The 26,003-nt window shown below is 57.3% G+C and carries 28 protein-coding genes; 14 read left to right on the top strand and 14 right to left on the bottom strand.

All coding sequences use genetic code 11. From position 1 onward, the window contains the following. The first annotated feature begins 55 nt into the window (after positions 1 to 55). The gene (gene xseA, locus AC2FFB_RS00365; protein WP_496713471.1) at positions 56 to 1,549 is read left to right on the top strand and encodes an exodeoxyribonuclease VII large subunit; all 1,494 of its coding nucleotides are present in this window, start codon (positions 56 to 58) and stop codon (positions 1,547 to 1,549) included. A gap of 12 nt (positions 1,550 to 1,561) precedes the next feature. Here xseA and AC2FFB_RS00360 read toward each other — a convergent pair whose 3' ends face one another. After that, entirely contained in the window at positions 1,562 to 1,957 is a 396-nt protein-coding gene (locus AC2FFB_RS00360; protein ID WP_496687511.1) for a hypothetical protein, read from the bottom strand. 133 nt (positions 1,958 to 2,090) lie between these two features. On the opposite strand from AC2FFB_RS00360, the gene AC2FFB_RS00355 reads away from it, so the two are divergent. The 5 genes from AC2FFB_RS00355 to AC2FFB_RS00335 all read left to right on the top strand — a co-directional run bounded on the left by AC2FFB_RS00355 (position 2,091) and on the right by AC2FFB_RS00335 (position 6,329). Further along, positions 2,091 to 2,729, top strand: a complete 639-nt coding sequence (locus tag AC2FFB_RS00355) for a lysoplasmalogenase family protein (RefSeq protein WP_281972305.1) — start codon at positions 2,091 to 2,093, stop codon at positions 2,727 to 2,729. A 58-nt stretch (positions 2,730 to 2,787) separates the two neighbouring features. Continuing rightward, complete coding sequence (gene ftsY, locus AC2FFB_RS00350; protein WP_496713469.1) at positions 2,788 to 3,906, top strand: signal recognition particle-docking protein FtsY; 1,119 nt, start codon at positions 2,788 to 2,790, stop codon at positions 3,904 to 3,906. A gap of 86 nt (positions 3,907 to 3,992) precedes the next feature. Continuing rightward, on the top strand, positions 3,993 to 4,895 hold the full coding sequence (locus AC2FFB_RS00345) for an EamA family transporter (protein WP_271946361.1): 903 nt from the start codon (positions 3,993 to 3,995) through the stop codon (positions 4,893 to 4,895). Positions 4,896 to 4,912: 17 nt separating this feature from the next. Next, positions 4,913 to 5,518 carry an inner membrane-spanning protein YciB gene (locus tag AC2FFB_RS00340; protein ID WP_496822520.1) on the top strand — a complete coding sequence of 202 codons (606 nt, stop codon included), beginning with the start codon at positions 4,913 to 4,915 and terminating at the stop codon, positions 5,516 to 5,518. A 142-nt stretch (positions 5,519 to 5,660) separates the two neighbouring features. Continuing rightward, positions 5,661 to 6,329, top strand: coding sequence for a Crp/Fnr family transcriptional regulator (locus tag AC2FFB_RS00335; protein ID WP_142634564.1), 669 nt, complete (start codon positions 5,661 to 5,663; stop codon positions 6,327 to 6,329). 215 nt (positions 6,330 to 6,544) lie between these two features. Here the strand turns inward: AC2FFB_RS00335 and AC2FFB_RS00330 are convergent, their stop codons facing one another. The 7 genes from AC2FFB_RS00330 to rpiA all read right to left on the bottom strand — a co-directional run bounded on the left by AC2FFB_RS00330 (position 6,545) and on the right by rpiA (position 13,219). After that, on the bottom strand, positions 6,545 to 7,981 hold the full coding sequence (locus AC2FFB_RS00330) for a Do family serine endopeptidase (protein WP_246097166.1): 1,437 nt from the start codon (positions 7,979 to 7,981) through the stop codon (positions 6,545 to 6,547). Positions 7,982 to 8,165: 184 nt separating this feature from the next. Continuing rightward, positions 8,166 to 8,360, bottom strand: a complete 195-nt coding sequence (locus tag AC2FFB_RS00325) for a DUF2065 domain-containing protein (RefSeq protein WP_496874347.1) — start codon at positions 8,358 to 8,360, stop codon at positions 8,166 to 8,168. Continuing rightward, positions 8,360 to 9,256 (bottom strand): protease modulator HflC, encoded by an 897-nt coding sequence (gene hflC, locus AC2FFB_RS00320; RefSeq protein WP_142634570.1) that lies wholly within the window; start codon positions 9,254 to 9,256, stop codon positions 8,360 to 8,362. The genes AC2FFB_RS00325 and hflC overlap by 1 nt, the downstream gene beginning before the upstream one ends. Then, positions 9,256 to 10,398 (bottom strand): FtsH protease activity modulator HflK, encoded by a 1,143-nt coding sequence (gene hflK, locus AC2FFB_RS00315; RefSeq protein ID WP_142634572.1) that lies wholly within the window; start codon positions 10,396 to 10,398, stop codon positions 9,256 to 9,258. Before hflK ends, hflC begins: the two co-directional genes overlap by 1 nt. Positions 10,399 to 10,470: 72 nt before the next feature. Then, positions 10,471 to 11,829: a glutathione-disulfide reductase gene (gene gor, locus AC2FFB_RS00310; protein WP_496874346.1), complete on the bottom strand. Its 1,359-nt coding sequence runs from the start codon at positions 11,827 to 11,829 to the stop codon at positions 10,471 to 10,473. Positions 11,830 to 11,890: 61 nt separating this feature from the next. Continuing rightward, on the bottom strand, positions 11,891 to 12,427 hold the full coding sequence (locus AC2FFB_RS00305) for a hypothetical protein (RefSeq protein WP_496693315.1): 537 nt from the start codon (positions 12,425 to 12,427) through the stop codon (positions 11,891 to 11,893). A 3-nt stretch (positions 12,428 to 12,430) separates the two neighbouring features. Then, a complete protein-coding gene (rpiA, locus tag AC2FFB_RS00300) occupies positions 12,431 to 13,219 on the bottom strand; it encodes a ribose-5-phosphate isomerase RpiA (RefSeq protein ID WP_271946345.1) in 789 nt (262 codons plus the stop codon). Positions 13,220 to 13,386: 167 nt separating this feature from the next. Here rpiA and AC2FFB_RS00295 point away from each other — a divergent pair, with 167 nt between their 5' ends. Genes AC2FFB_RS00295 through AC2FFB_RS00280 form a run of 4 tightly spaced genes read left to right on the top strand, consistent with a single transcriptional unit; the run spans position 13,387 to position 16,856 of the window. Continuing rightward, positions 13,387 to 14,088 (top strand): glutathione S-transferase family protein, encoded by a 702-nt coding sequence (locus AC2FFB_RS00295; protein WP_496687495.1) that lies wholly within the window; start codon positions 13,387 to 13,389, stop codon positions 14,086 to 14,088. Between the two features lies 1 nt (position 14,089). After that, positions 14,090 to 15,463: an L-serine ammonia-lyase gene (locus AC2FFB_RS00290; protein ID WP_496874345.1), complete on the top strand. Its 1,374-nt coding sequence runs from the start codon at positions 14,090 to 14,092 to the stop codon at positions 15,461 to 15,463. 16 nt (positions 15,464 to 15,479) lie between these two features. Beyond that, positions 15,480 to 15,899, top strand: a complete 420-nt coding sequence (locus AC2FFB_RS00285; protein WP_496687492.1) for a GFA family protein — start codon at positions 15,480 to 15,482, stop codon at positions 15,897 to 15,899. A gap of 42 nt (positions 15,900 to 15,941) precedes the next feature. Beyond that, the gene (locus AC2FFB_RS00280; protein ID WP_496713464.1) at positions 15,942 to 16,856 is read left to right on the top strand and encodes a DMT family transporter; all 915 of its coding nucleotides are present in this window, start codon (positions 15,942 to 15,944) and stop codon (positions 16,854 to 16,856) included. On the opposite strand, the gene AC2FFB_RS00275 is transcribed toward AC2FFB_RS00280, so the two are convergent. Then, entirely contained in the window at positions 16,801 to 17,496 is a 696-nt protein-coding gene (locus tag AC2FFB_RS00275) for a thiamine diphosphokinase (protein ID WP_281972311.1), read from the bottom strand. The genes AC2FFB_RS00280 and AC2FFB_RS00275 overlap by 56 nt on opposite strands. A gap of 134 nt (positions 17,497 to 17,630) precedes the next feature. On the opposite strand from AC2FFB_RS00275, the gene AC2FFB_RS00270 reads away from it, so the two are divergent. Then, the gene (locus AC2FFB_RS00270) at positions 17,631 to 19,226 is read left to right on the top strand and encodes a hypothetical protein (RefSeq protein WP_496874344.1); all 1,596 of its coding nucleotides are present in this window, start codon (positions 17,631 to 17,633) and stop codon (positions 19,224 to 19,226) included. Positions 19,227 to 19,339: 113 nt separating this feature from the next. On the opposite strand, the gene AC2FFB_RS00265 is transcribed toward AC2FFB_RS00270, so the two are convergent. The 5 genes from AC2FFB_RS00265 to nthA form a co-directional block, all read right to left on the bottom strand. After that, entirely contained in the window at positions 19,340 to 19,582 is a 243-nt protein-coding gene (locus AC2FFB_RS00265) for a DUF2842 domain-containing protein (protein ID WP_142634590.1), read from the bottom strand. After that, positions 19,582 to 20,877, bottom strand: a complete 1,296-nt coding sequence (locus tag AC2FFB_RS00260; RefSeq protein ID WP_142634592.1) for an adenylosuccinate synthase — start codon at positions 20,875 to 20,877, stop codon at positions 19,582 to 19,584. The genes AC2FFB_RS00265 and AC2FFB_RS00260 overlap by 1 nt, the downstream gene beginning before the upstream one ends. A gap of 216 nt (positions 20,878 to 21,093) precedes the next feature. Continuing rightward, a complete protein-coding gene (locus AC2FFB_RS00255; protein WP_496687481.1) occupies positions 21,094 to 21,429 on the bottom strand; it encodes a nitrile hydratase accessory protein in 336 nt (111 codons plus the stop codon). After that, a complete protein-coding gene (gene nthB / locus AC2FFB_RS00250; RefSeq protein WP_142634596.1) occupies positions 21,422 to 22,102 on the bottom strand; it encodes a nitrile hydratase subunit beta in 681 nt (226 codons plus the stop codon). Before nthB ends, AC2FFB_RS00255 begins: the two co-directional genes overlap by 8 nt. After that, positions 22,099 to 22,713, bottom strand: a complete 615-nt coding sequence (gene nthA, locus AC2FFB_RS00245; protein ID WP_496874343.1) for a nitrile hydratase subunit alpha — start codon at positions 22,711 to 22,713, stop codon at positions 22,099 to 22,101. Before nthA ends, nthB begins: the two co-directional genes overlap by 4 nt. Before the next feature lie 151 nt (positions 22,714 to 22,864). Between nthA and secG the strand changes: the two genes are divergently transcribed. From secG to AC2FFB_RS00230, 3 genes are all read left to right on the top strand, one after another. After that, positions 22,865 to 23,230 carry a preprotein translocase subunit SecG gene (secG, locus tag AC2FFB_RS00240; RefSeq protein WP_142634600.1) on the top strand — a complete coding sequence of 122 codons (366 nt, stop codon included), beginning with the start codon at positions 22,865 to 22,867 and terminating at the stop codon, positions 23,228 to 23,230. Positions 23,231 to 23,391: 161 nt separating this feature from the next. Continuing rightward, on the top strand, positions 23,392 to 25,035 hold the full coding sequence (gene pyrG / locus AC2FFB_RS00235; RefSeq protein ID WP_142634602.1) for a CTP synthase: 1,644 nt from the start codon (positions 23,392 to 23,394) through the stop codon (positions 25,033 to 25,035). Between the two features lie 102 nt (positions 25,036 to 25,137). Next, positions 25,138 to 25,902: an isocitrate lyase/PEP mutase family protein gene (locus tag AC2FFB_RS00230; RefSeq protein ID WP_142634604.1), complete on the top strand. Its 765-nt coding sequence runs from the start codon at positions 25,138 to 25,140 to the stop codon at positions 25,900 to 25,902. Positions 25,903 to 26,003: the final 101 nt, after the last annotated feature.

The following is a 26,003-nucleotide window of genomic DNA, read 5'->3' as shown; positions in this document are numbered from 1 at the left end:
GGCCTTGCCTTCCGCGCGTTCTAAGCTGGCCGGGCATTTGACACAAGGCGCTGAAATGTCCGACCTGCTTGACGACCCCATTCCCGGCCAAAATACCCCAGAATACACTGTTTCCGACATCTCGGGCGAGGTGAAGCGGACGCTGGAAGGCAGTTTCGGCCGAATCCGTGTTCGGGGTGAAGTCGGTCGCGTGTTCAAAGCCAGATCTGGTCATCTGTACTATGACATCAAGGACGACAAGAACGTACTGGCCTGCACCACTTGGAAAGGCCAGGTTGCTGCCCTGTCCGTGGTTCCCGAGGAAGGTCTGGAAGTGGTCGTCACAGGCCGTCTGACCGCTTTTGGAGCGCAGTCCAAATACAATCTGAACGTGGATGAGGTTTCGGTGGCCGGACAGGGTGCCCTGATGGCCCTGCTTGAAAAGCGAAAGAAACAGTTGGAATCCGAGGGCCTGTTCGCACCCGAGCGTAAAAAGCCTCTGCCCTATCTTCCTCAGATCATCGGCGTGGTGACTTCACCCTCGGGCGCGGTGATCCGCGATATCCTGCACCGGTTGCGTGACCGGTTTCCGCGCAAAGTGTTGATCTGGCCTGTCGCCGTGCAAGGTTCGAATTGCGCGCCTGAGGTGGCGAACGCGATTACTGGTTTCAACCAACTGACTCCTGGCGGTGCGCTGCCACGACCGGACCTGATCATCGTCGCCCGTGGTGGCGGGTCAATCGAGGACCTCTGGGGGTTCAACGAAGAGATCGTGGCCCGCGCTACGGCGGCATCAGAGATCCCGGTGATCTCGGCCGTTGGGCACGAGACCGACACGACCCTGATTGATTTTGTGTCGGACCGCAGGGCCCCAACCCCCACAGCCGCAGCCGAGCTTGCGGTGCCCGTCCGCATGGAACTTTTGGCCTGGACCGGAGAGCAGGGCGCCCGCCTGTCCCGTGCAGCCACGGACGCTGTGCAAAGACGGTCGCAACGGTTGCGGGATTTATCCCGCGCATTACCACGCCCGGATAGCTTGTTGAACAACCCGCGACAACGCCTTGATTTAATTGCGGACCGACTGACACCAGCACTTGAGCGCGGCGTGCAAAACCGCCGTTTGCAAGTTGTGAAACTGTCCGCCCATCTGCGCCCGTCCACATTACGCTCACTGGTCGGAACCCGACAGGAAACACTGCGCAGCCTTTCGTCGCGCCTGTCTGTCCGGCCGATCCAGCGCGAAATCGACAGCCAACGGCAAAACATCAACCGCCTAGCCGAACGCTTGAGTACAGCGCAAGCCGCGCGTCTGGACCGGATGCGTCAATCCCTGGAAACCGCAGACCGGCTGCGTGAAACGCTCAGCTACAAGGCAACGCTGCAACGTGGATATGCGGTCGTACGCGCCGAAGGACAGGTACTGACAACCCGAAAACAGGCGGCAAATCACCAATCCTTTGACATTGAATTTGCAGATGGCGAATTGAAGACCGGCCCGTCTACCGCGTCACCGTCAACTTCGAAAAAGCCGCCGAAAAAGGATGCGCCGGATCAGGGGTCGTTGTTCTGACCCCTGCACAGGCTAGACACCGACTTCGGGACCGTAACAGACCATCTCGGCGTCTGTGTCTTCGTTCTCATATAGTTCGGTCATCTCAGGATTTCCCTCGAACTGAGCGATCAGACCGCCGCCAGTTTCAGTGAATACCCAGCATTGCGGGTCATGTCGGTCTTCATAGACGAAACAGATCTGTCCTTCCTGCTCGTACCAGAGCCCTTCTTTGCAGTTCCCATCCAGAAAAGACCAAATCACGCGGCGATCCGGCAGATAACGCTCGACCCCATAGATCCTGCCTTCAAAGCCATAGAACAGGGTTTTTCCCAGCGTATAGCGGTCAAATTCCGCGCCGGACAGGGATGTGTCAGCACAAACCGCCGGGGCAGCCAACGACAACAGAATCGCAATTCGTTTCAGCATGGGTTCATTCTGTCAGATGGCAGGCCGCTAGGCCAATTCCCTTTTCATTCCAACCGGGTGCCTTCACGTCACCGATTGAGTTTTGCGGTTATGCGCTGCGAAAGTGTTCGGTACATGCTGCGGAGATAACTCTATGACCAATGCCCTCTTTCTGATTGCGACAGCTTGCGCTCTGGCTTACCTGCCATTGACCTCGCGTGGCGCTGGCGCTGTTCGGTCAATCCTAAAGACCCTATCCGTCGCAGTTCTGGCGGTCATTGCCGCCCAAAGTGGCGCTCCATTTCTGTTGATCCTTGCGCTGGCATTCTGTGCGCTGGGGGACGCCCTTCTGTCCCGGGAAAGTGATGCCACCTTCATGGCCGGGATCGGTGCCTTTGCAACTGGTCATCTGGCCTATATCGGGCTGTTCCTGTCCCATCCGGCCAGCGACGCCGCGCTTATTCTGGAGAAGCCCGGATATTTCTGGTCTTTGATCCTCCTCGGTATTGTCGTTGTCACCCTATTACCGCCGCGTGCCGGAGACCTGAAATGGCCCGTTCTCGGGTATATTCCGATCATTCTGGGCATGGGCATCACGGTCCTGGCCCTGCCCGAAACAGGCGCGCTGCGTTGGGCTTTACCTGCGGCTTTGTCCTTTATCGCGTCCGACCTGATCCTGGCGACTGAGAAGTTTCTTCTGCCAGTGGACCATCCCAGCCGCCGTTTCACCTCCTATCTGGTTTGGGTATTGTATTGGGGGGCGCAAGCCGGTCTTCTGATCGCCTTCCTCTGACCCTTTGCAACTGCTGCAATTCCGCATTAGGTGAGAGGAACACCTGCGGAGACCAAAAATGGCGCTATTCTCAAAGCTCAAGGACAAGCTGTTCAAATCCTCATCCCGCCTTGAACAAGGGTTGGATGCCATCGTTGAAGATGGGGGCGAGGAAACAACTGCACCGGATCCAATCCCGCCAGCGCCAGCGCCGCATTCCGAACCGGCACCCGAAGTCGCGCAACCGGACATGGCACCGGAACAGGCAGTTGCCAAACCGGTGTCCACTACAGCCGAGTCTGCGCCGTCCAAATCCATGCTCGGGCGGCTTTTCGGGCGCGCCGAGACCGAGACAACAGTTCGCCGCACGCTGGATGACGACATGCTGGAACAGCTTGAAGAGCTGTTGATTGCATCCGACATGGGTGTGGACACAGCGCTGCGTGTCACCGCCAATATGGCCGAGGGCCGTTATGGCCGCAAACTTTCGACACAAGAGATCAAGCAGCTTCTGGCGCAGGAAGTCGCCCGGGTTATGGAACCCGTTGCAAAGCCCATGCCGCTCTATTCCAAACGCCCACAGGTGGTACTGGTCGTTGGCGTCAACGGATCGGGCAAGACCACCACGATCGGCAAACTAGCTAGCCAGTTCAGGGCGGCCGGCAAGAACGTAGTGATCGCAGCTGGAGACACCTTCCGCGCAGCCGCCGTTGAACAGCTGCAGGTCTGGGGCGACCGCGCAGGCGTTCCGGTCCTGACAGCCCCCGAAGGCTCGGACCCCGCCTCCCTGGCCTTCGATGCGTTGACCCGCGCACAAGAGGATGGCGCCGATCTGTTGATGATCGACACCGCCGGTCGTCTGCAAAATCGTGCCGACCTGATGGAGGAATTGGCCAAGATCGTCCGGGTGATCCGCAAAGTCGACGAAACCGCACCGCACAATACCCTTTTGGTTTTGGACGCCACCACCGGTCAGAATGCACTCAGTCAGGTCGATACCTTTCAGAAACTGGCCGATGTCTCCGGCCTGGTGATGACCAAGCTGGACGGCACCGCAAAAGGCGGCGTGCTGGTGGCACTGGCCGACAAGTTCGGCCTGCCCATTCACGCAATAGGCGTCGGAGAACAGATCGACGATCTCGCCCCTTTCGATCCCGATGAATTCGCCGCTGCTCTAACCGGCCTCGATCAACGCTGATCCGAACTTCAACTGGCTAAAAATATCTTCGGGGGTGTGGGGGGCAGACAGCTCCCCACCCTCTCCACCCGCGAAAGGTCGATGTCTTGAGCGACTGGCTCATCTCTCTGGAAGGCACGCCCAAGGGCCATGACCTTGCCCTTGGGCTCGCGCTGATGGCCGCCTTCTTGCACGCGGTGTTCGGAGCATTACAAAAGGGCCGTCACGACCCGTGGCTGTCTCGCGGGGCCATAGACGCCAGCTACTGTCTTCTGGCTGCACCTTTCGCGTTTTTTTTAGTGCCCTGGCCCGAACCCTATATGTGGCCAATCTTCGCCACCGTCTGGCTGATCCACATCGCTTACAAGATACTGCAGGCAATGGCCTATACCAAGGGCTCTTACACTGTGGTCTATCCCGTCGTGCGCGGCACCGGGCCGCTGTTCACCGTTTTCGGCGCCTATCTTTTGTTTGGCGAGACCTTCTCTGCAACCCAATGGTTTGGTGTCGCGGTCTTGCTGGCCGGGATATTCGGGCTGGCGGCCTATAATTTGCGGTTTCTTGAAACCAACCGCGAAACGCTTGGGATCGCCCTAGCCTTGGCCCTCGCAACCGGCCTGTTTGTGGCGTTATATACCACCTATGACGCCTATGGCATTCGTGCGACGGCCGATCCGTTCACCTTTCTGGCCTGGTTTTTCATGATCGACGGGGCCGCCATGCCGATCTATGCGTTCTTTCGCTGGCGCGTGATGGCCCATCGCCCGGCCTTGGGACCCTTGGCGCTGCGCGGCATCGCCGGCGGGATCATCGCCCCCCTATCTTTCGGGGCCATCATGCTGGCCACGCGGTTGGACAAGGTCGGCGAAGCCGCCGTTCTGCGGGAAACCTCCACCGTCTTTGCCGCCCTGATCGGCTGGCTGGTTCTGAAAGAAACCGTCGGCCCAAGGCGGATCGCGCTGATGGCATTGATTGCACTCGGCGCCGTAATAGTTGAAATGGGCGGGTAAGCAGCAGGACAAAAGACATGACAGGCAAGACCGACATAAATCCATTTCTGAAACAGGTGCTGGAACTGGGTCCTCCGCTGGCCTTTTTCTTCATCTACCTGCGCTTGCGCGATGACAGCTTTATGATCGGCGGCATCGAGTATTCCGGCTTTATCATTGCCACGATCATTTTTGTGCCGCTGATGCTGGGGGCAATGGGCATCTTGTGGTACCTGACCGGCAAGCTAAGCCGGATGCAGATATTTACAGCTTTCATGGTCATTTTCTTCGGCGGCCTGACCGCCTGGTTCAATGACGAGCGGTTCTTCAAGATGAAAACCACGCTTGTTTATGGCCTGTTTGCTCTGATCCTGGGGATCGGGCTGCTGCAAAAGAAATCCTATCTTGCCTATGTTCTGGACGAGATTCTGCCCATGAAACACGAAGGCTGGATGATCCTGACCCGTCGTCTGTGTGCGTGTTTTGCTGTTCTGGCCGTCGCAAATGAATTCGTGTGGCGCACGATGTCGACCGACCTGTGGGTCAAGATTGAGACCTTCGGATTCCCCATTGCCCTTATGGCGTTCCTCATGCTGCAGTTCAGCCTGTTGCAAAGCTATATGGATGATCCCGATCATCAATGACGGCTAAATCCTCAACCGCCCTTCGGATGACTTTTCCGTGAAGCGCGGGAGGCCATAAAACCTAACAAAATCCTTGGCTAAACGCTTGGGCTATGAAAAGTTGTGTCACCACTCACCTTTTCCCGCCGGAGCACCACACCAAATGACGGCTTTCCCAAATAGTGGCTTTCTATCCGAAGCTTCAGACCGGCTGAGATCAATGCTCTCGGCACAGGCGACAGAGATTTCTCTCGAACCTGGTGATATCCTTTTCGAACAAGGGGATGAAGGGGATGCCCTCTATGCCATTCTTGCCGGCACGCTAGAGGTGTCCTTCTTGGCGATGAGCGGTCGAAAACTCTCGTTGACATTGATGAAGCCTGGCGAGGTCTTTGGTGAAATCGGCTTGTTCGACAATGGCCCCCGCACCGCAACCGTGGCCGCGGCCGAGGCCTCTCGGGTGCTGCGTGTGCGTAGGTCCGATGTCATGAACCAGATCCGCCAACATCCTGACCTTGCGGTGGATATGATCCGACTGGCCGGTTTGCGCATGCGGTGGATGGGGTCGCAACTGAATGAACAGGTCTTTTTGCCGATGCCTATCCGGCTTGCGCGCAAACTGCTGCATCTGTCCAACCTTCAAGACGATCCAACCACTCGCATTACCCTGTCCCAAAGCGAGCTGGCCGAATTCGTTGGTGCCACGCGCGAAGCTGTCTCAAAGACAATTTCAACCTGGAAACGCGACAAGGTTGTCGAAGCTTCGCGGGGCGGCCTGATGATCCATGATTTTGAGGCGCTGCGGGAACTGGCGGATTCCGACCTCATTTGACCTGTTGTGACCTGCTTCACATACGACGGATCGCATTAAGATTACGTTAGGAACTGTTACCGTAGGAGGTCAGAGAATCATCCCCGATATCTGTCCACTGACCTCTCCCTGTACCAGAGCCATACGCCTTCCCCGGCGTGTGGCTCATCTTTTTTCAGCACAGAAAAAAGGCCAGAGCAGGTGCCCTGGCCTTTCTGTTTGTTCAACCTAAGAGATCACTCTTCAAGGCTCAGCGCGACAAAGCGTGGATCTCCACCGCGCCGCACCAAAAGCAGCAGTGACTTCCGCCCGGCCGTGCGGGCTTCTTCCATTCGGTCCTCGAGATCAGAAATCGCAGTGACCTTCTGCTGGCCAGCCTCGGTGATCAGATCACCGGCGCGCAAACCCTTGGCATAGGCTTCTGACGCCTCGTCCACTTCGGTCACAACCAGCCCCTCGGTATCCGGCTCCAGCCCCAGATCAGCACGCAGGGCTTCAGTCACGGGCGATATCGTCAGCCCCAGAATATCGGCATTTTCCTCAACCGGGGCTTCTTCTGCCTCACCCTCTTCGCTTTCGGCCCGCTCGGCATCTTCGCGGCGGCCCAGAGTCACGAGCACTGTCTGCGTGCTGCCATCCCGATGCACCACCACACGGACCGACTTGCCAACCGTTGTCTCACCAACCTGACGTACCAATCCACGGGTGTCATCGACCTCGACACCATCAAAGCTGAGGATCACATCGCCCGCCAACAGGCCTGCCTCTTTGGCCGGGCCCTCGGGTACATCGCTGATCAGTGCGCCACCCGGCTTGTCCAGGCCCATCGCCTCGGCCATATCCTCGGTCACGTCCTGAATGCGGACACCCAGCCAACCGCGGCGGGTCTCGCCGAACTCGCGCAGTTGGTCGACAACCTTGACCACCACATTCGAGGCCATCGAGAAGCCAATCCCGATCGAACCGCCATTCGGCGACAGGATCGCCGTATTCACGCCGATCACCTCGCCATCCATATTGAACAGCGGCCCGCCCGAGTTCCCCCGGTTAATCGCAGCATCGGTCTGGATATAGTCGTCATAAGATCCGCTGAGCGCGCGGTTCCGCGCCGAGACGATCCCCGCCGAAACCGAAAACCCTTGCCCCAGCGGGTTGCCCATCGCAATCACCCAGTCGCCAACGCGCGCAATGTCACTATCGCCGAACTTGACATATTTCAGCGGCCCGGTGGCTTCGACCTTCAAAAGCGCGATATCGGTTTTTTCATCTGTACCGATCACTTTCGCAGGCAGTTCTTTCTTCGGTTGACCGTCGCCCGGGAAGAATTCGACCAGTATCTCATCAGCCTCGGCAATAACGTGGTTGTTAGTAACGATGAAACCATCCTCGGATATCACAAACCCCGAGCCCAGCGAATTGCTGCGGCGGGGGCGGTTATCTTCATCCCCGTTACGGTCTTGAAACTCGCGAAAGAAATCTTCGAACGGAGAGCCCTCGGGAACGATCCCCTGCGGGCCGGTCTGTCCCTCGATCAGTGTCGAAGTGGTGATGTTGACCACCGCTGGGCTGATCTTATCGGCCAGCGGAGCCAGGCTTTCGCCCCGCGCCTGGGCGGCCACTGACTGCGCCAATACAAGCAGCATCCCGGCAAAGGCCAGCCACATCAACCGCATGAAACCAACAACGTCGTCCCGCCGGACGGATATAATGCGCGCTTGTGACTGCACGTGGGAACTCCTTGTCGTCAACACTATCTGGATCGCCCGCAGGCGGCCCTTCTTGATATCCAATGTAGCTGGTTTGTCCTTGCCCGCAACTGAGGATCGCGGGGAAATCACCATGAAGTGTAGCCGTTGTTCAAAACCCGACCTGATTTGCACCCCATAGCAACACGAGACCTCCCACCATACATAACAATCCTGCAAGTCGACGTGCCTGCTCTGGCATAGACCGCAACGCCTCTAGCATACGTTCAATAAGCGAAGGGGCCAGCGCATAGGCCAGCCCCTCAACAATCAACACCAGCCCAAAGGCCAGAAGGATCATACCCATTATTCAGACGCCTGCCCCGCCGATTGGCCCCGGCCGGTGGGTGATTTGAGATAGTTGAAGAACTCGGAATCCGGGCTCAATACCATCGAGCTGTTACCGCCCTGCAAAGCATTCTGATAGGCGGTCAGCGAACGATAGAATTCAAAGAATTCAGGGTCCGCTCCGTAAGCTTCGGCAAAGATCGCATTGCGTTCGGCGTCAGCCTCACCGCGAATGATCTCAGCCTCACGCCGCGCATCCGACACCAGTTCGACAACGGTCCTGTCGGCCTGGGCACGTACGCGCTGTGCCGCCTCATTACCACGGGCACGTTCGTCCGTTGCTTCGCGCTCCCGCTCGGCCTTCATCCGGTCAAACGTCGCTTCGAGGTTGGCCTGCGGCAGATCGGTCGCTTTCAGACGCACGTCGATGACGGTCACACCCAGCGCACGTGCCTCGGCAATCGCACTATTGCGAATACGCAGCATCAGCGCAGCCCGGTCCGAGCTCAGGATGTCACGGGATGAAACTGAACCCAGAACTTCGCGGGTTTCAGCGCGCAAGATGCGGTCCAGACGATCCTCGGCAACCGGGATACCACCGACACCAACCGCCTGGCGGAACTGGTTCAGATCGGAAATCCGGTAGCGGGCGAAGGCATCGACGACCAGACGCCGATCATCCAACGGCGTCACTTCAAGCGGTTGAACGTCGATGGACAGGATACGGTCGTCATAACGGACAACTTCCTGAATAAGTGGAATTTTGAACGCCAGACCGGGATCTTCTTTCACCGCGACCACACGGCCGAATTGCAGAACCAGCGCACGCTCGCGTTCATCAACGATAAAGATCGAAGACAGCCCAGCGACGCCAAGGATCACCACAAGGATGAGGATAATGGGTGACTTACGCATCAGTTGCTCTCCCCGGATTGATTGCGGCGCAGTTCGTTCAGCGGCAGATACGGCACAATGCCCTGTCCCTGACCGGCCGAGTTTTCGTCCAGTATGATCTTGTCGACATCACCCAGAATCTGCTCCATCCGCTCCAGATACAAACGTTTGCGCGTTACATCCGGCGCTTTGGAGTATTCTTCCAGAACCGCGCTAAAGCGGCTGGCTTCACCTTGTGCGCTGTTGATCTGCTGGGCGCGATATCCTTCGGCCTCTTCCACAACTTGCGCGGCTTCACCACGTGCTTCGGCCAGTACCTTATTGGCATAGGCGTCGGCGACGTTCTGCAGACGGTCACGTTCTTGTGCGGCGGCCTGAACATCGCGGAAGGCCGCGATTACGTCCTGTGGCGGGTCGGCTTTGTCAAAGTTGACACGCACAATGTTCACGCCGGAATCATAGCTGTCCATCGTCGACTGAATCAATTCCTGCAAGCGATCAGCAATCACACCCCGATCTCGGTTCAGGATCGGTGCCAGCTCGCTTTGTGCAATGATCTCGCGCATGGCCGATTCCGACACGGCGCGGATCGTCTGGCGCGGGTCGCGCAAATTGAACAGATACTTGGCCGGGTCATTGATGTTCCAGACCACCTGATAGTCGATATCGACAACATTTTCGTCGCCGGTCAGCATCAAGCCATCATCGCTACCACGGGCTCCGCCCATGTCTTCGTTCTGCTCGCGGGTCACAGGAATGACCTCGGCAGTTACAAATGGCCAAGGCGCAAAGTTCAGACCGGGATTTCCAACGTTTGAAAATTCACCCAAAAACAGCTCTACTGACTGTTCTTCCGGCTTTACCGTATAAAAGCTGGCCGCCCCCCAAAGGACTGCACCCACCACCAACCCAATGGCAACGGTCCCTTTGGTAAAGATGGGACCACCACCGCCGCCACTGCCCGAACCATTGGTGCCACGACCACCGCCGCCGCCCATCAGGACGCGCAGCTGTTCCTGGCCTTTTTTCATCAGCTCGTCGATCTCGGGAATCTGCGGGCCTTCATTTTCGGGAGGCTTGCGCCCGTCCCCGTTGTCACCCCGATTTCCTCCGCCGCCAGAAGAGCCTCCGCCCCCCCAGGGGCCGCCGCTGTTGCCCGCCATTTTTATCTATTCCCTTGTGTTGAACCGTGTGATCACGGGTTCCCTTGTAACTTGTGTGCGCGCGGTTGCAAATCAAGCCGTACGCACAGGATGACGCATTGTTACCAGTTCTTCCGCCATGACCGGATGAACTGCAACGGTGCGGTCGAAATCTTCCTTGGTTGCACCCATTTTGACGGCAATGCCAGCCAGTTGAATCATCTCGCCGGCGCCCGGTGCCACAATGTGACAGCCCAGTACCTTACGCGTGGCCTGAGAGACGATCAGTTTCATCAAAACCCGCTGCGTGCCACCTGCGAATGCCTTTTGCATCGGCTTGAACGAGGTTGCATAGATCTCGACCGGCTCTTGGGCTGCAGCGTCTTCTTCACTCAACCCGACCGTGCCGAATTCCGGCTGCGTGAAAATCGCAGTTGGAATCAGGTCGTGATCCACAGGTGTCGGGTTGCCTTTGAATACGGTTTCGACAAAAGCCATCCCCTCGCGGATCGCAACCGGAGTCAGGTTTACCCGATCCGTCACGTCGCCAATCGCATAGATCGAGGGCACGCCGGTCTGGCTGTAATCATCCACGATGATCTCACCCTTGCGGCCGCGTTCAACACCGATCGCCTCAAGCCCCAGATTGTCGGCATTGGGCGCGCGACCAGTGGCATACATGACCACGTCAAACAGCTGTTCCGTGCCATTGGTGGCCTTTACGCGAATCTTGTCACCGTCTTTGGCCATCTCAAGCACATTGGTGCCCAGATGCAGATCAATCCCGTTCTGGCACATCTCTTCGCTGATCAGACCGCGCGCTTCTTCGTCAAAACCCCGAAGGATTTGCGCACCGCGGTAGAACTGGGTGGTTTTCACGCCCATGCCGTTCATGATTCCTGCAAACTCGCTGGCGATATAACCGCCACCAACGATCAGGATGCTTTCGGGCAGTTTTTCCAGATGGAAAATCTCGTTCGAGGTGATCGCCAGGTCCGAGCCCGGAAACTCGGGCACAACAGGGCGTCCGCCTGTGGCGACCAGAATATGCTTGGCCGTCATGCGGGTGCCATCGGCCAGCTCGACGGTATGTGCTTCCACCACGTGTGCACGCTGATCAAAGCTTTCGACGCCGTTGTTTTTCAGGATGTTGCGATAGATGCCTTCCAGCCGGTCCAGCTCGGCATGGAGTTTGCCGCGAAAGAAATCCCAGTCAAATGCACCGGGTTTGACGTCCCAGCCATAGGCCTGCGCATCTTCGACCATGCCAGAGAATTCGCTGGCAAAAACCATCAGCTTTTTGGGGACACATCCGCGGATCACGCAGGTCCCGCCATAGCGATCCTCTTCCGCCAGTGCCACTTTGGCCCCGTTTTCGCCAGCCGCCACACGCGCCGCCCGGACCCCGCCCGAGCCGCCTCCGATGACGAAAAGATCATAGTCAAAGCTCATTTACAGTGCCTCTTTCAGTTTTCTGACAACGCTATCGAGCCATCATCAATGATGTACCCGGTCACTCATGACGGCCCAGACTGGACCACTGGGACAGTTGATCTTGCCAGGACGCATACAGATTTGGTCGATAATGCTCAATCGTCTCTACGAAACACTCAGATATGGGTTTCGGCATGGATTGCAACGGAAGGGGTAAACACTCATGCCCGCCATCTGACTTGTTGAAGCTAACAAAAAAAATAGGGCGTCGTTTTTGCTCGGTTTCGTCCAACGCATCAATGTAGCGTACATCAGGCCAAACAATGTCTTGGATCATTCCTCTACGCGTGCGTAGCTTCAATCCACCAGAGTCCACTAGGGCCACAGGCGACGGCATATTGAGTGAGACTAGATAGTTCATGAACAACACGACGGAAGTAAGGACAACGAGCACCAATGTGAAAAGCGTGCCACCTGTCCACCCTGCGGAAACAAAACCCCACGCCGCCACCACAGCCGCAATCCCGATCTTGATCAGGTTGCGTTTTAGCGTCCTGGCTCGCGCAGCCAAATCTGCTTCGGTTTCGCGGTATTCAGCAACCGGAGAGGTGCTCATTCCTTAATCCGCCAAATCCGTGAACAGGTTGTCTTTGCCGCCATCAAACAACTCGTCCAGTTCCACCGTTCCCTCGTTGATGTCGCGCAGTTCGACCCGGCCATCTCCATAACCGATCACGACCTTGTCGCAAATGTCGATGAACAACCCGTTCTCGACCACGCCGGGTACCTGGTTCAGCACCAGCGCCATCTGCCTTGGGTTTCCGATCCGTTGCAAATGCAGGTCCAGCACGTGATTGCCTTCATCCGTGACAAACGGCGCTTCTCCGTTCATGCGAAGTGCCGAGCGGGTACCGAGAACATCCATGGTATCCAGTACCTCTTCGATCAGGGTGCGAGTGGTCTGCCAGCCAAAGGGGATCACCTCGACCGGCAATGGGAAGGCACCCAGAGTCTCGACCTCTTTGCCGGCATCGGCGATGACCACCATCTGGTCGCTGGCCGTGGCTACGATCTTTTCCTGCAGGTGCGCGCCGCCGCCGCCCTTGATCAGATTAAGCTCTCTGTCGAATTCGTCCGCACCGTCGATGGTGATGTCCAGCCATCCCGCCTGATCCAGGGAAACAACCTCAATGCCCAGTTCACGGGCCAGTTGGGCCGTCCGGGTCGATGTCGGAACACCCTTGATCGCCAGACCTTCTTCTCTGACCCGTTCCCCCAGCCGACGCACCATCCATGCAGCGGTCGATCCGGTTCCCAGGCCGACTCGCATCCCATTCTGCACCATGTCAGCCGCACGGCGTGCTGCGACGTATTTTGCAGTGTCGATGGGCGACAGATCACCGGCCATTTCAGCATCCCCCTAATTTGCTGCGGAACTTATACGGAATGCCTACGACAACTGCGAGAGAGAATTGTCCGGATCGGTAGACCAACATGTCGCGAAACTACGCGTTTCCTATGGGAAACGTCGCAATCAGGTCTGTTGAAAACATACGTGAGGTATACATAGTTCGCATGAACACGCCTTACCGCCTGCACTATGCCCCGGACAATGCTTCGCTGGTCATCCGGCTGGCGCTGGAAGAGATGTGCCTGCCCTATGAAACCGTTCTGGTAGACCGCCGCCAAAGCGCACAGGACAGCCCGGAATATCGCGCGCTGAACCCCAATGGGCTGATCCCGGTATTGGAAACACCACAGGGGCCGATCTTCGAAACCGCTGCTATCTTGTTGTGGCTGGCGGATACGCATGGCCGGCTGGCCCCTACCCCCATGGACAGCAACCGCGCCGCGTTTCTGAAGTGGCTGTTCTTTGCCTCCAATACGCTGCACGCTGATCTGCGTATTCTGTTTTATGCCGAAAAATATATAGACGCAGCGCAGGTCAATCCTTTGCGCGCCGGTATCCGCCCTCGTTTGCGCCAGCACTTGCGCCTTCTTGACGATGTTGCGAAAAGCGCGCCTTCCTGGCTGAGCCCGGACATACCATCGGTCCTGAGCTATTATCTGGCCTGTCAGATGCGCTGGATGGCGCTCTATCCTGCGAAGGCTGATCGCAGCTGGCTTCAGATCGCTGACACGCCGCATCTGCAGCGAATGCTAATGCAGTTGGAGACGCGCCCCGCAACACGCGCCGCAATCGCGGCCGAGGGTTTAGGGGTTACACCCTTTACCTCACCAACCTATGCTAACCCACCGGAAGGCTTTGCTACCTGATATGTTTCTGTCTGTCTTCGATATGTTCAAAGTGGGCATTGGCCCGTCCTCGTCCCATACGATGGGACCAATGGTTGCTGCCGCGCGGTTTCTGGATATGATGCGCGCCTCTCCGTTCGAATTTTCAGGGCTGCGCGGGTCGTTGCACGGGTCGCTGGCCTTTACCGGTGTCGGCCACGCAACCGATCGCGCCACGATCCTGGGCCTGGCCGGATTTGTGCCCGACACATATGATCACGAACGGGCCGAGGCCGCACTGGCTGGCATAAGTGAGACCCACAGCGTAACCCCCGAAGGATTGCCCACGCTGCAGTTCGATCCCAAGGCCGATCTGGTTTTCGACTATGAAAACAATCTGCCGGGCCATGCTAACGGTATGGTCCTGATGGCCACGGACGCACAGGGCGACGTGATCCTGCGGCAGGTCTATTACTCGATCGGTGGCGGCTTTGTTCTGACCGAGGAAGAACTGGCCCAGGGCAAGGCAACAGATGAAGGTGCACCGGTGCCCTTTCCTTTCAAATCGGCGGTCGAGATGTTGGACATGGCCAAAACCAGCGGCAAAAGCATCGCCGAGATGAAACGCGCCAACGAGATCGCGCGCGGCTGTGCAGACAGTTTTGCCAAAGGCACCGCGCGCCTCTGGCAGGTCATGAACGATTGTATCGAGCGCGGTCTGACCACCGACGGCATTCTGCCAGGCGGTTTGAACGTGCGTCGTCGCGCCAAAGGCATCTATGGCGCGTTGATGGCCGAACGTGGCATGAACCTGAACGCGCCCCACACGATCAACGACTGGATGAGCGTTTACGCCATGGCCGTAAACGAAGAAAACGCAGCTGGCGGTCAGGTGGTAACCGCCCCCACCAATGGTGCTGCCGGGGTTCTTCCAGCGGTAATGCGCTATTATCTGGACCATGTACCCGGTGCTTCAGAGAACCACATCGAAGATTTCATGCTGACTGCGGCCGCTATTGGAGGGCTGGTCAAATACAACGCCTCGATCTCGGGCGCCGAGGCCGGGTGTCAGGCTGAAGTCGGCAGCGCCGCAGCCATGGCTGCAGCCGGGCTGTGCGCGGTTATGGGCGGCACCCCGGAACAGGTGGAAAATGCCGCCGAGATCGCTCTCGAGCATCATCTGGGCATGACCTGTGATCCTGTCGCCGGACTGGTTCAGGTACCCTGTATCGAACGCAACGGGCTGGGTGCGATCAAGGCGGTATCAGCGGCCTCCTTGGCCCTGCGCGGAGATGGTCACCATTTCGTACCACTGGACGCCGTCATCGAAACCATGCGTCAGACAGGGCATGACATGCATGAAAAATACAAGGAAACGTCATTGGGCGGTTTGGCGGTGAACGTGCCGAATTGCTGAAACAAAGCGGGGAAGCATGATGGATGGCCATTGTCTTTGCGGTAAAGTTTCATTTCAGGTGGACCCGCCTGTTCTGTCCTGTGTGATCTGCCACTGCGACAGTTGCCGCAGACAATGCGCGGCCCCGATGACAGCTTATTTCGGGGTCCGCGACGGACAGTTGAAATGGACGGGCCAGGAACCAAAGACATTCGCATCCTCACCCGGCGTAGAACGCAGCTTTTGTCCTGATTGCGGCTCGCCGATCTCATTCCGGTCTGCGTCCATGTCCGGCATAATGCACCTCTACGTGGCCCTTCTGAAGGACCCCAACCAGTTGCAGCCAACACTGCATGTCGCGCATGAGGAAAAGCTGGACTGGTTGCAAATGGATGACGGGCTACCGATCTGTATCGGCCCGGACTACACCAAGATGCAGCCTTTGCCTGAAACCTAGCTTTCGCTTTCCCCGGTTCAGCCAAAGCGCTAGCGTCGCTGCATGACACAGGATCGTCCCGTTTTTGGCATCGTGCTGATGCTTGGCTTTTGTGCGCTCGCACCGCTGGGGGACGCGGTCGCCAAATTGCTGGGCGAAACCATGCCACTTGGGATGCTGGTCTTTGTCCGGTTTACACTTCAGGCCCTGTTGCTGGTTCCGCTGGTCGCCTGGACCGGCAGGCCCTGGCAAATGCCGAGGCGCATTTTTCGTCTCGCTGTCATAAGAACTCTGCTGCACATCGTCGGTATCACCGCGATGTTTAGTGCCCTGCAATACTTGCCCCTGGCAGACGCTGTGGCCATCGCCTTTGTTATGCCGTTTATCATGTTGCTTCTTGGCAAACTGGTACTAAAGGAAGAAGTCGGCAAGCGGCGCCTGATTGCGTGCCTTGTGGGCTTTGGTGGTACATTGCTTGTCATTCAACCCAGCTTTGCCGAAGTCGGATATGCGGCTTTGCTTCCACTTGTCGTCGCGGTGGTGTTTGCCCTGTTCATGCTCGTGACCCGGCAAATTGCAAAAGCTACAGATCCCATTGCGCTGCAGGCCGTGTCGGGCGTCATAGCCTCTGTCATCCTACTGCCTGCACTGTTGGTGGGAACACCCGCCGGAATCTGGGAGCTGTCCCTGATTGCTCCGAATTTGGGCGATGTCTGGCTTTTGTTTGCAATCGGGCTTCTCGGTACGGTCGCACATCTGTTCATGACCTGGTCGCTGCGATATGCACCCTCTGCAACATTGGCCCCGATGCAGTATCTCGAAATCCCGGTCGCCACGGTGTTTGGCTGGCTGATCTTTCACGACCTGCCCGACGGTGTCGCCGCTTTGGGCATCTGCATCACCATCGCCGCCGGCCTCTATGTCATTCTGCGTGAGCGGGCCAGCGCCCGGACGGCCCCGACAGAAGCGCCTGCATGACCTGATCCAGCATCGCCCTGGGAAACATTACCAAAAGGCCCGGCCCATCCATACGCAATTCAACCGAGCCCAATGCGCGGTTGGACGTTCCGACAGCGCCGTTCGGCTCCATCACCAAACCGTCGATTGGCCATTCAAGGCCGCGGCTTTGCCCTGATACACGCTGTAATGGAAACAATGAGACGACATCTCGAGGTGCCATAGAAACCGAGATTTGGGGGGGTGCGTGAAAGATAATCTCACTTTCGCCAATCAGAATACAGGGCTGATCTTGCCTGCGAACCAAGACGTTTAGTGCTGCTAACTGGTGATCCAGACGCCCCCCGAGAAAACCGACCCCAATCACCAACGGCGCCTCGACACTGCGCAGGGCTTTGTCGAAATCCGTGCTGTTTTGTTCGCTAATTGGAAACAGTCGATCCAGCGGAATCTGATCTTTGTGATCCGAATCAAGCGAATCAAAATCACCGATAACAGCGTCTGGAATGCGCCCAATTTCCAACAAACTTGCCGCCCCACCATCTGCGGCGACGGCCAACTTGGTGCGAATCAACGCCAAATCCAAATCTTCAGGGCCAATTTGACCGCTTCCAACTAGCGTGATTGACTCTTTCGAACGTACAATTCGCGTCTTTTTCATGAGATTGATCATTTTTTCCGGGTTTTGACACATTGAGACCACAAAATGATAGGTTCATGGACAAAGTTCTGAGCCAATAGCTCTGCCCACGACCGGGCTGATGGCTCGTGTAGTTTGTAGAGGACGTACGTCTGATGGTACAGAATAACAAGGTTTTGACAGTTTCCTACGGAACCTTCTCGTGCACTTTGGAAGGATTTGACGATTCTTTTGAAACGATGAAGTCGATTGCCGAATACTTCCGCGACCTTGCAGCGGATGACAGGTATTTTGGGTCCGAACCCCCGCAACCAGACGCCGAAATGCTGACCCGCATCGCTCAGCGAGATGCGACGCGTAAAGTCGAAGCCAGCCAGAACGAAAACGGATTGCTTCTGCGGGCGCAAGACCGTGCCGCTTCGCCGTCCCTTTCTACCGCGCCCATGGCTCCGCCCAGTACCCCGAGTGCTCCGGCCTATACCCCTGCCCCCTCACAGTCCGCGCCCATCGCAGAGGCCGAGCCGGTAGAGGGTCGACCCGAACCCGCCGCTGATAGTATCGCCGCAAAGCTGCAACGGATCCGGGCGGTAGTCTCTCATAGCGAAGAAAACTCGGTGATCTACGCCGAGGATGAAGATTCGCCCCTGATGAAATCCGAATCCGGCCCAACTGATGCCGTATCGGCTGCCTTTCAGGCCGGAACTCTGACCCCCACAGATCTGGTCGAATCCCCCGCGGCCGATGCAGAGGTTGAAGCGGCTCAGGAAATTGAGCCCGAACCTCAGATGGACATGCCCTCACCCGCCGCGGAAGAGGCAGAGATCGAAGGCCCGGCCCAAGAGACCCCCGCCGTGCCAGAAATTGATGTCGCACCCATCGCCGACGACGTGACCACTGTCGAGGCAGAAGAGGTTTTGTTTTCGGATCTGAGTGCCGAGACGGACGAAGCCGAGAGCGACGAAATCGACAATATCCTGACAGAAGACATTTCGGCGGACGCAGACGAACCTGAAGAGGTTGCCGGCTATTTGACCGAAGAAGACGAGGAAACTCTGCTTGACGAAATCGCCAGCGTCGAAGCCGTGTTGTCCGCCCGTGCATCCGAGCCTCTGCCTGAGGAACCGAACCTGGACGAGGACGTTTCTCGCCTGATGGAAAAGGCGGTCAAACAGATGGATGATCCCGCGACCGCCAATCAGCGCGAGACATATTCCCGTCTGCGCAATGCAGTGGCCGCAACCAATGCTGATCGCGCAGATGCGCTGAACCGTAATCAGGCTCAGCAGATCAGCCCGCGCCGCCCCGAAAGCAATGTTACAACTGCCCGTCCCAAGGCAGAGCCTGCCGCTCCCCTCAAGCTGGTTGCTGAACAGCGCATCGACAATAAAGACGAGGATGAAATGGGGCCGATTTCTCCGCGCCGTGTAAAATCCAAACCGCTGGGTCTTCCGATCGAGGAAAGCGGCTTTGCGCACTATGCGCAGGAACAGGGCGCACAATCTCTGCCGGACCTGCTGGAAGCTGCGGCATCTTATCTGTCGTTCATCGAAGGCCAGGAACAATTCTCGCGCCCGCAACTGATGAACAAGATCCGTTCTCTCAAGCAGGACGATTTTAATCGCGAGGAAAGCCTGCGCTCATTCGGGCAACTGCTGCGCGATGGCAAGATTGAGAAAGCCGGCGGAGGTCGGTTTGCGGCTTCGGACGAGATCGGGTTCCGCCCTGACGGAGATGAACGCGCCGCAGGCTGAATTCAAACCGAAAAGAAAGAAGGGCCGGAGACCAACTCCGGCCCTTTTTCATTGGGCGATCTTTTGTGGGCAGGCGTATGAACCCGCCGCAGGATGAGCCCGGAATAGGCCGCTTAGTCAGAGGATCCGTTTGGATCTTCTTTTCCGACACCTTTGAAGATGAATTTGAAAGGCAGAGCCCACAAAATGCCGAGCGCTACATATACCAGAAGTTCCAACCAAATTGGTGGCCGGTCCAACCAGTTTATCACCGTCACCACCGCAACGATATAAGCCGGCAGGCCAATCAGCAGCAGCACCATCGACCAACGACGACGCGCTTTATAGCTCAGGCCATTTTTCTGTTCGCCGGCCATCAGTCAGCAAACGGGTCTGTCACCAAAATGGTGTCGTCCCGCTCTGGGCTAGTGGACAGCAATGCAACCGGACATTCGATCAACTCTTCGACCCGACGCACATATTTGATGGCATTTGCAGGCAAGTCCGCCCAACTGCGCGCGCCTTCCGTTGATTCGCTCCAACCAGGCACCTCTTCGTAGATCGGAGTACATCGTGCCTGCTGATCGGCTGCAGTGGGAAGATAATCCAGACGCTTACCGTCAAGGTCATAGGCAACACAGATTTTCAGCGTCTCGAATCCGTCCAGTACGTCCAGCTTGGTTAGCGAAATACCGTTTACGCCACTAGTGGCACAGGTTTGGCGCACTAGACAGGCATCAAACCAGCCGCAACGCCGCTTGCGCCCGGTGGTCGTACCAAACTCGTGCCCACGCTCACCCAGACGCTGGCCATCCGCATCATCCAATTCGGTTGGAAACGGCCCCTCACCCACACGGGTCGTGTAAGCCTTTACGATGCCAAGGACAAAATCAATCGAGCCGGGCCCGATGCCGACGCCGGTCGCCGCCTGACCGGCGATCACGTTGGACGAGGTCACAAACGGATAGGTTCCAAAGTCGATGTCCAGAAGGGCACCCTGCGCGCCTTCAAACAGAATACGCTTACCAGCCTTGCGCTTTTCGTTCAGTACTTTCCAAACGGGTGCTGCGAAAGGCAGAATCTCGGACGCAATTTCCCTTAGCTGAGCAATCAGTGCATCGCGGTCCACGGGTTCGATCCCCAATCCCTTGCGCAGCGGGTCATGGTGCTGCAGCGCGCGATCTACGCGTGCCTCAAGGGTCGCCTCGTCTGCCAGGTCAGCAACCCGCACAGAACGCCGCCCAACCTTATCTTCATATGCGGGGCCAATTCCCCGCCCCGTGGTCCCGATCTTGGTTCCTTTGCTTGCCGCCTCTTCGCGTGCGCGGTCCAGTTCACCGTGGATGGGCAGGATCAGCGGGGTGTTCTCTGCGATCATCAGCGTTTCGGGCGATATCTCGACCCCCTGCGCCTGGATCGTTGCGATCTCTTTCAGCAGGTGCCAGGGGTCAAGAACAACGCCATTGCCAATGACACTCAGCTTGCCGCCACGTACCACACCGGATGGCAGAGCGTGCAACTTATAGACGGCACCGTCGATTACCAACGTATGACCGGCATTATGCCCGCCTTGAAAACGCGCGATCACATCGGCCCGTTCACTGAGCCAATCGACGATCTTGCCTTTTCCTTCGTCACCCCACTGGGCGCCGACAACAACCACATTGGCCATATCTGGTCCTTTTGCGCTGAGATATCAAACCCGGCTCGTATAGCGATGTGTCAGCGACAGGGAAACCGATAATTCGCCGCAGATCATAACCACACTGTGCGTGGTGCCTCCGGCGGAGGTATTTTTAGTCAGATGAAGAGAGGATCCCTTGCTTCATCTGGCTCAAAATACCTCGGGGGAGTCGCGGCTTGCCGCGGCGGGGGCAGCGCCCCCTTTCTAGCCATTCGACAAATGAACGGGTTCACCATGTGGAGTCGTCAGATAGGCTTTCTCCCAATCCAACGAGACTGCAGCGACATCACTTGGGTTCGCGTCACCCATTTCGGCTAAAAAGGCCTCGAGTGTTTCCAGCCAGGCATGGAAATAGTCGTTGCCACCATTCAGCTCTTTGCTCAGACCATGGCTTTTTAGCATCTTCGAAAACCGATCGGCCCATTCCGACCATTCGAATCGTCCCGCTTCATTCAACGCGACCGTGACCGCAAAGACCTGTGCATGCCAGGGCTCTGCGAATGCCAGCTCGGGTAATGGCTGTGCGTTACACTCACTCATCGGGCACCAGATAGCTTTGCCACAGATCTAATATGACCTCGTCATTTCGGTTCTCGGGATCGGCCCAAAGCTCAGAGGCTGGGAATGCAACCGCATATAATGGTTCAGGTGCCTCTCCCAGACCATGAGCATTGGAATCCGGCAGAACATGCGTCCCATGCAGGCGTAATATCCGACCGCAAGCGCCAGAAGCGTAAGATGGCAACCTGGTATGACCACCGTTTTTCAGGCGGTTGGCAGCCGGTCGTACTGTACGCACCTTTTGGCCGGGATCAAACTGCACCGCGATATTCGAGGGTCGATCAGCCGGACCGCCTTTGGACAGTACGCCCTCAACCGCCCCGACTGTCAGCGCGCGGGAAGCCAAAGGATGTGAAGCATCCGTTCCTTGGCCCAAAAGGTCTTCCAAAGTCAGGACCCCCTGCTCTACCAACAGATCTGCAAGTGCTGACACCCATTTTTCGTAGTAAGAGAATCGTGCATAGTCTTTGGGCGACAGTCGTTCGCGTGCATGGCGCGAGATGTCGATATTCCATTGTCCCAGAAACCCGGCAGCCAATGTCAGTGCCAATGCGCGCCCGTGCCATTCTTCTGGGAAAATCACTGCATCTTGGGATTCGGGGATCACCGGACCGTCGCCGAACCGTCCTCCCATATCGTGAACGCGGGTCATGACGGCACCTTTGGCAGGCTGGTTCCGATCATACTGTCACGGGTCACAAGCGCGGTCAGGTCGTCTTCGGTCATCCCATCGGTGCCATCGGGGCGCATGGGTAGAACAAGATAGCGTATCTCGGCCGTTGAATCCCAAACCCGCACGGCTGTTTTATCCGCCAGAGAAACTCCGAACTCTGACAAAATTTTACGCGGCTCACGCACGGCCCGCGCACGATAGGCATCCGATTTATACCACCCCGGTGGAATCCCCAACAAAGGCCATGGGTAGCAACTGCACAGCGTGCAAACGACCATGTTGTGGAGATCAGGGGAATTTTCGACAACAACGATATGTTCACCTTGCCGACCGTAAAAACCAAGCTTTGTCACCTCGGGCGTTGCATCCTTAAGCAGTGCGGCCTTAAAGGCCGGGTCAGTCCAGGCTTTGGCAACAACCCGGGCACCGTTCTGCGGGCCAATCTTGTTTTGGTAAGTGTCGATGATCTCATCCAAAGCCGCCGGGTCGATCAGCCCCTTGCGGGTCAGAATCGTTTCCAGCGCCTTGACGCGAAGTGCGGGTTCAGGCGGCAATAAGGCGTGCGGATGGTCGGGATTGTCATGTGGCATAGGCCGCAGCCTGCTTTACCACCCCCTTGCCTGTCCAGTCTCTTTGCTGTGATCCCGAAGATCACTTGGCGTGATGGTAACTCGTGACTTGCCCCCGGAACCAAACTTGCATAAGTACCTCGCGATACACGCCACGCTGTACAGGACCACCATGGAAAACGTCGTTCTCATTATCCATCTTCTTCTGGCTTTGGGCCTGATCGCTGTCGTCCTGATGCAGCGGTCCGAAGGCGGCGGCCTTGGCATGGGTGGCGGCGGAGGCGGTGCCATGGCTGGCCGGTCGGCTGCAACAGCATTGGGCAAGGTGACCTGGATTTTAGCCGCGTGCTTTATCGTCACTTCGATCACGCTGACCATTCTGGCGGCACAAAAATCCTCGGGCAGCTCTGTGCTCGACCGGATTGGGACACAGGCACCGGCCGCGACCGAAGAAAGCACACCGGCAATTCCGTCGGCGGATGACCTGTTGCCTCCGGCACAGGGTGACAACGCGCCTTTGATCCCGCAGGCCAACTGACACACAAAACCTAGAAACCGAAAAGAGAACTGCAACAGCATCTTGCGGTTCTCTTGCGCTATTGGCGCGAATCCTTTATACGTGAAGTCCCGTGATGCAGCGGTTTTTCTTGAACCGCCGGGCAGCTGATATTGACGTCTCACGGGGAGCAGCCGAAAAACATGGCGCGTTTTATTTTCATCACTGGTGGTGTGGTTTCATCCTTGGGCAAAGGATTGGCTTCGGCGGCTTTGGGCGCGCTGTTGCAGGCCCGCGGATATTCGGTGCGTCTGCGCAAGCTGGACCCCTATCTGAATGTCGATCCGGGCACCATGTCGCCTTTTGAGCATGGCGAAGTGTTCGTTACAGATGACGGGGCAGAAACCGATCTGGACCTTGGCCATTACGAACGCTTCACCGGCGTCGCCGCGCGCAAAACCGACTCGGTCAGTTCCGGGCGGATTTATTCCAACGTGCTGGAAAAAGAACGCCGCGGCGATTACCTGGGCAAAACCATTCAGGTGATCCCGCATGTCACCAATGAGATCAAGGATTTCATCGCCATTGGTGAGGATGAAGTCGATTTCATGCTGTGCGAGATCGGCGGCACCGTGGGCGATATCGAAGGCCTGCCCTTCTTTGAGGCCATCCGCCAGTTCAGCCAGGACAAACCACGCGGCCAATGCCTGTTCATGCACTTGACCCTGCTGCCCTACATCAAAGCCTCGGGCGAATTGAAAACCAAGCCGACCCAGCACTCGGTAAAAGAACTGCGTTCGATCGGTCTGGCCCCTGACATTCTGGTCTGCCGGTCCGAAGGCCCGATCCCGACCAAGGAACGTGAAAAGCTGGCTTTGTTCTGTAACGTCCGCCCCGATAGCGTGATTGCTGCGCAGGACCTCAGCACCATCTACGATGCTCCGCTCGCCTATCACCGCGAGGGACTGGATCAGGCGGTTCTGGATGCCTTCCAGATCAGCCCTGCCCCCAAGCCCGATCTGACCAAATGGGAAGACGTCAGTGATCGCATCCACAATGCCGAGGGCGAAGTGAAGGTCGCCATCGTCGGTAAGTACACCCAGTTGGAAGACGCCTATAAGTCGATAGCCGAGGCGCTGACCCATGGCGGGATGGCCAACCGTGTCCGCGTCAAGGTCGAATGGGTCGATGCCGAGGTATTCGATACCGAAGAGGCCGCCCCGCATCTGGAAGGCTTCCACGCGATCCTCGTGCCCGGCGGATTCGGTGAGCGCGGTACCGAAGGCAAAATCAAGGCTGCGCAATATGCCCGCGAACATAAAGTGCCCTACCTGGGCATCTGCTTGGGCATGCAGATGGCCGTAATTGAGGCCGCGCGAAATGCCGCTGGCATCAAAGAGGCCGGGTCCGAGGAATTCGACCATGAATCCGGTAAAAAGCGGTTTGAACCGGTGGTCTATCACCTGAAAGAATGGGTGCAGGGCAATCACAAGGTCGAACGCAAAGTCGGTGATGACAAGGGCGGCACCATGCGCCTGGGCGCCTATGACGCGGTTCTGGCCGAAGGGTCAAAAGTGGCCGAAGTCTATGGCGGTACCGCCATCGAGGAGCGCCACCGCCACCGCTATGAAGTGGACATCAAATACCGCGACAAGCTGGAAAAAGCTGGTCTCAATTTCTCAGGCATGTCCCCCGACGGCCGGTTGCCAGAAATCGTCGAGTGGTCGGATCATCCGTGGTTCATTGGGGTCCAGTACCACCCCGAGCTGAAATCAAAGCCGTTCGACCCGCATCCTTTGTTCCGCGACTTTGTGCGCGCTGCCAAGGACACCTCGCGTCTGGTCTGACACCAGGCACGAAAGCAGATTGTATCGGTCAGCGCGAAAAGACTGTACGCGCTGACCCTTTGCACGGTTAACTGTCCGCAACTCAGAGATAGGAGACCGTCCATGACCGATCAGATCACCAATGCACTGACATTCGCGGCCCTGCACAAAAAGGGCGAACCGGTTATCCTGTACAATATCTGGGATGCTGGCAGTGCCGGTGCCGTGCGCGACGCTGGCGCCCAAGCCATTGCCACTGGAAGCGCTCCTGTTGCGATGGCACAAGGGTTCAGCGACGGCCAAAACATCCCGATGCAGGCCGCGCTGGACAATGCTCGCCGGATTGTCGAATCCGTTGATCTTCCGGTTACTCTGGATTTCGAAGGTGCGTATGCGGCTGATGCTCAGGGTATCTCTGCCAATGTCAGGCTGGCCCTTGAATCCGGCGTTGTCGGCTTCAACTTCGAAGACCAGATCATCGGATCAAATGAGTTGTACGATATTGAAACTCAGGCCGCCCGTGTCAGCGCGATGCGTGAAGGTTGCGATGCGGCGGGCGTTCCTGCGTTTATCAACGCGCGGACCGACATTTTCCTGAAGGCGCAGCCCGAAACCCATGATGATGCGATGCTGGAAGAGGCAATGGTCCGAGCACAAGCCTATTCAGATGCAGGGGCCAGCGGATTCTTCGCCCCCGGCCTACGGGATCAGGCCATGATTGCCCGGTTGGTAGAGTCAATCGACCTGCCGCTAAATATCATAGCATTACCCGGCACACCGGACACCGCCACTTTGGCTGGGCTGGGAGTCGCGCGTATAAGCTATGGCCCTGTACCCTATCGGAAAATGCTGGCCTGGCTGCAAGACGAAGCGCGAAAGGTACTCTGACCCAGCGCGCTATCCGGCTGTAGCAGGCGGTCTTTTGATCATTCTGAGCCTTGCGCGATAGTCCGTGCTTGGCGGGTTATCAAATATGGAATAATCTCTGA

Source organism: Ruegeria sp. YTSA219, assembly GCF_059609985.1.
This window is presented reverse-complemented; position numbering and strand designations above follow the sequence as displayed.